6 protein-coding genes are annotated in these 4842 nt (G+C 70.4%); 3 read left to right on the top strand and 3 right to left on the bottom strand.

Features of this window, described 5'->3' with window-relative positions; genetic code table 11:
- The 3 genes from ACKVMH_RS02380 to ACKVMH_RS02370 form a co-directional block, all read right to left on the bottom strand.
- The coding region (locus ACKVMH_RS02380) for a YhdP family protein (protein WP_459167096.1) at positions 1 to 591 on the bottom strand (591 nt) is incomplete at its 3' end.
- A 13-nt stretch (positions 592 to 604) separates the two neighbouring features.
- On the bottom strand, positions 605 to 2092 hold the full coding sequence (gene rng / locus ACKVMH_RS02375) for a ribonuclease G (protein ID WP_412699090.1): 1488 nt from the start codon (positions 2090 to 2092) through the stop codon (positions 605 to 607).
- Entirely contained in the window at positions 2089 to 2673 is a 585-nt protein-coding gene (locus ACKVMH_RS02370) for a Maf family protein (RefSeq protein WP_412699089.1), read from the bottom strand. Before ACKVMH_RS02370 ends, rng begins: the two co-directional genes overlap by 4 nt.
- A gap of 248 nt (positions 2674 to 2921) precedes the next feature.
- On the opposite strand from ACKVMH_RS02370, the gene ACKVMH_RS02365 reads away from it, so the two are divergent.
- The 3 genes from ACKVMH_RS02365 (at position 2922) to ACKVMH_RS02355 (ending at position 4826) form a co-directional block, all read left to right on the top strand.
- Positions 2922 to 3680, top strand: coding sequence for an SIMPL domain-containing protein (locus ACKVMH_RS02365; RefSeq protein ID WP_412699088.1), 759 nt, complete (start codon positions 2922 to 2924; stop codon positions 3678 to 3680).
- 2 nt (positions 3681 to 3682) lie between these two features.
- A complete protein-coding gene (locus ACKVMH_RS02360; RefSeq protein ID WP_215218361.1) occupies positions 3683 to 3871 on the top strand; it encodes a hypothetical protein in 189 nt (62 codons plus the stop codon).
- Between the two features lie 280 nt (positions 3872 to 4151).
- A complete protein-coding gene (locus ACKVMH_RS02355; RefSeq protein ID WP_412699087.1) occupies positions 4152 to 4826 on the top strand; it encodes a TonB family protein in 675 nt (224 codons plus the stop codon).
- Positions 4827 to 4842 lie beyond the last annotated feature (16 nt).

Below are 4842 nucleotides of genomic sequence, written 5' to 3'. Positions count from 1 at the left end.
CGGCCACGCGCGCACGCCGGCGCGCAACCGCTGGCCGTCCACGCGCAGGCGCAGGTCGACCTGCGGCAGGTGCGTATCGATGCCCAGCGCCGGCGCAACCACCGCCAGGCGGGCGTCGATCACCTGCAACTCGCCAAGCCGCTCCAGCGCGTCGAACGGGTCGGCTCCCGACTGCTGCTGGCCGGGCAGGCCACGCGCGTGCCATCGACCGTCCGGGGTGCGCTCAAGGGTGAGGTCGAGGCCGCGGACCCGCAGCTCGGACAGTGGCGTGCCCGGCAGCAGACCGGCGTAGATCGACACCAGCATCTCGGCGTCGCCGACGGTGAAGGCCTGGCCGCCCTCGCCAACCCGCAGGTTGTCCAGGCGCAGCAGCGGGCCACGGCGGGTCCACTCGGTCTCGACCCGGTCGAACGCCAGGGGCCGCCCGGCACGCTGGCTCAGCCACTGCGCGATGCGGTCGGGGTTGCGCTCGGCCAGCGGCAGTACCTGGCTGGCGACGCCGAGCACCAGCGCCACCAGCACCAGCGCGATCGCGACGGTGTAGCCCAGGCCACGGCGGGCCATGCGCAGGTGGCGGCGCAACGCGGTCATCGGTCAGTCCAGCTCAGAGCAGTACGACATCGAACTGCTCCTGCGCGTACTGGTCGTCGGCCTGGAACCGGATCGACTTGCCGAGGAACTCCTCCAGCTCGGCCACGGCCGCGGACTCTTCCTCGGTGATCCGCGCGACGACTTTCGGCGAGGCCATCACCAGCAGGCGGGCGGCGTCGAACTGGCGCACCTGCCGGACGATCTCCCGGAAGATCTCGTAGGTCACGGTCTCGGAGGTCTTGAGCATCCCGCGCCCGCCGCACTCGTGGCACGGCTCGCTGAGCTGGTGCTCCAGGCTCTCGGTGGTGCGCTTGCGGGTCATCTCGACCAGGCCCAGCGGCGAGAAGTCGTAGACCGTAGTCTTGGCGTGGTCGCGGGCGAGTGATTTCTCCAGCTGCCGCAGTACCTGCCGCTTGTGCTCGGCATCGGTCATGTCGATGAAGTCGATGATGATGATGCCGCCCAGGTTGCGCAGCCGCAGCTGGCGCGCGACCGACTGCGCGGCCTCCAGGTTGGTCCGGTAGACGGTTTCCTCGAGGTTGCGCTGGCCCAGGAAGGAGCCGGTGTTGATGTCGATCGTGGTCATCGCCTCGGTCTGGTCGATCACCAGGTAACCGCCGGACTTCAGCGGCACCTGCTTCTCCAGCGCGCGGCCGATCTCGTCCTCGACGCCGTACAGGTCGAAGATCGGGCGCGCGCCGGCGTAATGCTCGATCTTCTCGGCAAGGCCCGGCATGAACTGCGCGGCGAACACCCGCAGCCGGTCGCAGGTCTCGCGCGAGTCGACCCGCACCTTCTCGACGTCGCGCCGCATCAGGTCGCGCACCGCGCGCAGCGGCAGGGTCAGGTCCTCGTACACGCACTGGCCGACATGTGCGCTGCCGGAGCGCTCGGAGATGAGCTTCCACGCACGGCTCAGGTAGGCGATGTCCTCGGCCAGCGCTTCCTCGGGCTGGGACTCGGCGTTGGTGCGGACGATGTAGCCGTGCGGCTCGTCCGCCGCGGCGAGGCCGGCGACGAAGGTCTTCAGCCGAGCGCGCTCGACCTCGTCCTCGATCCGTGCCGAGACGCCCACCACCCGCGTCCGCGGCAGCAGCACGAGGTAACGCGAAGGGATGCTGATCTGGGTGGTCAGGCGGGCGCCCTTGCTGCCGATCGGGTCCTTGACCACCTGGACGATGATCTCCTGCCCGTCCCGCAGCAGCTCGGCGATCGGCGGCGTCGGCGTGGGTGGCAGCGGCGCCTCCTCGCCCTCGGCGTTGCCCACCGGCGGCGGGCGCGCGATGTCGGCCGCATGCAGGAACGCCGCGCGGTCCAGGCCGACGTCGACGAACGCCGCCTGCATCCCGGGCATGACCCGCTGCACCCGGCCCTTGTAGATGTTGCCGACCACGCCGCGGCGCCAGCCACGCTCGATGTGCAGCTCCTGCAGCATGCCGTTCTCGACCACCGCGACGCGGGTCTCGCGCGGGGTGACGTTGACCAGGATCTCCTCGGTCATGCCGGCACCGCCAGCGGTCCGAGGCCGGCTTCGGCCAGCAGGACGGCGGTCTCGCGCATCGGCAGGCCCATGACGGCCGAATGGCTGCCGTCCAGCCGGGTGACGAAGGTTTCGGCCACGCCCTGGATGGCGTAGGCCCCGGCCTTGCCGAACGCGTCGCCACCGGCGACGTAGGCATCGATCACCGCATCGTCGAGTTCGGCAAAGGTCACGTGCGAGACCGCGAGGGCATGGGACCCACCCGAATGCGACAGCAGCGATACCGCCGAGACCACCTGGTGGGTCCGGCCAGCGAGCCGCTGCAGCATCGCGCGCGCATCGTCGGCATCGGCCGGCTTGCCGAAGACCTCGTCATCGAGGATCACTTCGGTGTCGGAGCCGAGCACCAGCGCATCGGGGTCGGCGACCACCTCGGCCAGCCCCGCCCGGGCCTTCTCACCCGCGACGCGTACGACGTAATCGACGGCGGGTTCGCCGGCCCGACGCTGCTCGGGAATGTCCAGGTCGATCAGCCCGAACGCCACGCCGAATCGGCCCAGCAGTTCGCGGCGTCGCGGCGATTTGGAAGCGAGGTAGAGCATCGGGATGGGCGAGGTCCGGTAGGCGTAGCCGGCAAACCAGTTGCTGGACGCGCAGGGAAGGAGGGGAACAGCGCAGGCGAAGCGGCGACAACCCCCCATGTATCGCCGGGTGCTCGTGTTCAGGCGGTCGAAAGCATAACCCGCACTGACTGAGCGCCAGCCGAAACCGCGCGGCTCGACCTCGTCCGGACTCACGGTTCGTTCACCCCCCTCGCCAGACCCTCACGGCGATCACCAAGGAAGCTTCCATGCGTCAAACGACCACCCGCTCCATCCCTTCGCTCGGCCTGCGCGCGCTGGCCCTGGCCACCGCCCTCGCACTCGGAGCCGCCGCCATGCCGACCCACGCCCAGACCCTGCCTGCCGCCGTCAGCACCGACGGGACCCTGCTGTCGGTATCGGCCCAGGCCGAGACCACCCGCGTGCCCGACATCGCCCACCTGTCGACCGGCGTGGTCACCCAGGCTGCCGACGCCAACGCGGCGATGCGCGCCAACGCCGCACAGATGACCCGCGTGGTCGACGCGATCCGCAAGGCCGGCATCGCCGAGCGCGACATCCGCAGCAGCGGGGTCAACCTGCACCCGCAGTACCGCTATGCCGACAACCAGCCGCCGACCATCACCGGCTACGAGGCACGCAACACCGTCGACATCACGGTCCGCAAGATCGGTGAGCTGGGCGGGATCATGGACGCGCTGGTCGCGGTGGGCGCCAACCAGATCAACGGCCCCAGCTTCGAGGTCGACGACAAGGAAGGCGCCTACGACGAGGCCCGCCGCGCCGCGATCGAGAAGGCACGTGCCCGCGCGCAGATGTATGCGCAGACGCTGGGCATGGAGGTCCGTCGCATCGTCAGCATCAGCGAAGGCAACGGCGGCTTTGGACCGCCCGTCCCGATGATGGCAATGGCGCGCATGGACAAGGCCGAGGCCGGGACACCGATCGCACCGGGTGAAAGCACCCTGTCGGTCAACCTGGACGTCGTGTTCGAGCTGGGGCGTTGATCATGGCCGGCCCCGACAAGACCACCCCGCCCGCCGCGTCGCCCGAGCCGGAAGGCAACGCGGGTTACGCCGACCCCAACCCGCGTGACCGGGAGGATGCCCGCCAGCCACACCCGCGGAAACGGGAGAATCCCGACCGCGGCGGGCTCGACCGCGAACCGGAGACCCACCCCGGCGCCGCCGACGACTGACCGTCCGTCAAAACAGCGCCTCATCCATTCAGGCCCGCGGGAAACCGCGGGCTTTTTCTTGATCCTGCTCACGGAGCGCTCGCGAAGCACGCTGCCGTCCGTCGCCGGCGCCGGACCGTTCCTCGGCAGTCTCTTGCTGTACGCAAGCGTACGGAGGAGGTTCAAGACGTGGGCGCGGGGTGCATTAAGCTGTAACCCCGGGGTCGTCCCGACGATCCGTAACCCCGCCCGCCGCGCCCGCACGTTTGCAACCTACAACGGCAGACAGAGGAGGTGGACCATGGTGCATGTAAGCCTTTCGCGTGGACACGGCGGCCATTCGTCGGGGCTGGACGGGAACCGGATCGCAGCCGGTGCGGGCGCGATCTCGATCAATGTCGTACTGCTGATGCTGTTGATGGTGCCGCTGCGCATCGTCGCCCCGGGGCCGGAAGTGACCCGCACCGAGGTCGACTGGTTGACGGCCCTACCCGAGCCGCGGATCGAACCGATCCCGGTACCGGTCGAACAGCCGCGGGTCGCGCCGCAGCCGGCGGCGACGCCGACTCCGCGGCACGTCACCCCGGTTCCGTCCCCGCAGCCGGTGGTGGATCCGGTGGCGGGCGATCTGCCGGCCCTCCCCGCGACGCCCGACGCAACGCCGGCCGTCCCGGCCAGTGCAACCTCTGTCGCGGTGATGTCCGGTGCGGCACTTCGCTACGCCGCCGCGCCGCCGCCGCCCTACCCGCGCCGTGCATTGCGTGCGGGTATCGAGGGCACCGTGCTGCTTGAGGTCCTCGTCGACGTCGACGGCACGCCGCTGGAGGTGAGCATCGTCGGCAGCAGTGGCGAACGGGAGCTGGATCGCGCGGCGCTGCGGCACGTGCTCGCCCACTGGCGGTTCCAGCCGGCGGTGCGCGACGGCCGCCCGGTGAAGGCGATCGGGCGCGTGCCAATCACGTTCTCGCTGCGGTGAGGGCCCGGGCGCCGCG

Origin of the sequence: Lysobacter zhanggongensis, assembly GCF_046638635.1 — a bacterium.
In the GTDB taxonomy this organism is placed as follows: domain Bacteria; phylum Pseudomonadota; class Gammaproteobacteria; order Xanthomonadales; family Xanthomonadaceae; genus Novilysobacter; species Novilysobacter luteus.
This window is presented reverse-complemented; position numbering and strand designations above follow the sequence as displayed.

Bases quoted from the DNA above. Each gene is read 5' to 3' on its own strand.
- ACKVMH_RS02360 (WP_215218361.1), top strand. From the start codon at position 3,683: ATGGCCGGCCCCGACAAGACCACCCCGCCCGCCGCGTCGCCCGAGCCG.
- ACKVMH_RS02370 (WP_412699089.1), bottom strand. From the start codon at position 2,673: ATGCTCTACCTCGCTTCCAAATCGCCGCGACGCCGCGAACTGCTGGGC.
- ACKVMH_RS02355 (WP_412699087.1), top strand. From the start codon at position 4,152: ATGGTGCATGTAAGCCTTTCGCGTGGACACGGCGGCCATTCGTCGGGG.
- ACKVMH_RS02365 (WP_412699088.1), top strand. From the start codon at position 2,922: ATGCGTCAAACGACCACCCGCTCCATCCCTTCGCTCGGCCTGCGCGCG.
- rng (WP_412699090.1), bottom strand. From the start codon at position 2,092: ATGACCGAGGAGATCCTGGTCAACGTCACCCCGCGCGAGACCCGCGTC.